This window comes from Caulobacter sp. SRI_014 (assembly GCF_057586315.1).
Genome location: NZ_JBYCZQ010000022.1, coordinates 1 through 1914, shown reverse-complemented (window position 1 = coordinate 1914; position 1914 = coordinate 1). Strand labels below are relative to the sequence as shown.

The following is a 1914-nucleotide window of genomic DNA, read 5'->3' as shown; positions in this document are numbered from 1 at the left end:
GCGCTGACCGTGAAGGCCATGCCTGACGCGTTGTCGTAGCTGGTCGCCGTCTCGAGCCAGCTGTTCACGTCGCCGGCGATGCCGTTGTCGGTCTTGAAGGTGCCGACCAGGTTGACCTCGCCGATGCCGACGATGGAGATGCCTGACTTGTTGACCAGCACATTCTCCGAATAGGTCCCGGCCCCGATGACGATGGTGTCGCCAGAGGCGGCCGCATCGATGGCGTCCTGGATCGAGCCGCCGTCCTGGACCAGCCAGAAGACGTCGCCCGAGGCGTCGACCACCTTCTCCACGGCGTTCAGGGTATCGGTCCCCTCGGCGCCGGCGTTGACCGTGATCGCCCCGGAGTCATTGCCGAAGTCGGCCAGGGCAAGCTCGACGCCGTAGTTGACAGTGTCGGTCCCGTCGCCGCCGTCCAGGCTGTCATCGCCCGCGCCGCCGTCGAGCGTGTCGTCGCCGTCCATGCCGAGGATTTCGTCGTTGCCATCGGCCCCGTTCAGGGTGTCGCCGCTGGAGGCGCCGTCGAGATAGTCGTCGCCGGCTGTGCCGGTCACCGTGAAGGGATCGGTCAGAGCATCGTTGGCCTCGAACTCGAAGCGGGTCTCGACATTGACGAAGGTGTTGTTGGCGTCGAGCGCCGGACCATCGAGCGGGGTCGTGACGTTGGTGTTCTGGCTGATGCCGTACGCCGCATCGGCAATGGTGTTGCCGGTGATCGTCGCGCCTTCCGAGCTGACCAGGCTGATGCCCGCGTCACTCGGCGTGTTCTCCATGGTGATGTCGTTGTTGGTCACCGAGACCGGCGCCGCGCCGTTGGTATGCAGCAGGATACCGACCGACGTGAAGTTGCCGGGGATCCAGCCGATGCCGGAAATGGTGTTGTCGTCGATCGAACCTTCCACCCCGCCGACCAGCACGATGCCGTTCTGGCCGATAACCGAGGTCGCGCCCGCGCCTGTGACGCTGTTGCCGTGCAGGTCGACGACCAGACCGGCGCCACGCGCGTCGATGCCGTTCTTCTGGAAGTCGTGGATGTCGGTGTCCGAGATTTCGACGTGGTGCTCGGCGCCGGTGCTCCGGGCGAGGACGCCATAGCCGTGCTGGGGCAGGCTGCCGGACAGGACCGTGTCGGTCATGTTGCTGATCGAGCCGCCCCGGAAGGCGCCGTCGGAATCGATGAAGGCAACGCCCCCGAACTCCTGGGCCCCGAACCCGGTACCCTGGTTACGACCGTCGATGGCCAGACCGTCAACGGTGACATTGGAGCCGTTGATGATCGCTAGCACAGAGTAGTTGCCAGCGCTGGTGATCGCCGCGTGGTCCGGCGCCTCCAGAACAGCGCCGTCGGTCGCGACGATGGTCAGGTCCCGGCTATCGATGATGACCTGCTCGCGGTAGGTCCCCTCGGCGATCAGGATGGTGTCGCCGTCGGCGGCGGCGTTGATCGCGGCCTGGATGGAGCCGCCGGCCGAGACCAGCCAGAAGACATCGCCAGAAGCATCGACGACGCGTTCGACCCCCAGGGTGTCGGTCCCATCGACAGCGATGGTGAAGCCGCCGGTGAAGCCGTCGAAGTCCGCCACCGTCAGTTCAAGGTCGTAGCTGGCGGTGTCGATGCCGCCCCCGCCGACAAAGGTGTCGTCGCCCGCGCCGCCGACGAAGGTGTCGGCTCCGGCGCCGCCGGTCAGGCTGTCGTTGCCGTCGCCGCCGTCGATGGTCAGGGCGCCGGTGCTGGTCCCGCCGTTGACGGTGTCCTCGCCGTCGCCGAGGTCGAAGGTGATGGTTCCGATCGACTGGGTGCTGACCACCCAGCTGTCGGCGGCGGTGCTGCCGATGACCTCGATGTTGGCGGCCGAGCGGCTTTCGATGTCGCCGTTCTGGGCGTTGTGGACCGCGCCGGTGATGACGACGTTC

Annotated in this window: 1 protein-coding gene; it reads right to left on the bottom strand. The window is 66.7% G+C overall.

What is annotated here, in order from left to right:
- On the bottom strand, positions 1-1914 hold a 1914-nt coding region (locus AC2YG9_RS22435; RefSeq protein WP_487300223.1), incomplete at both ends, for a NosD domain-containing protein.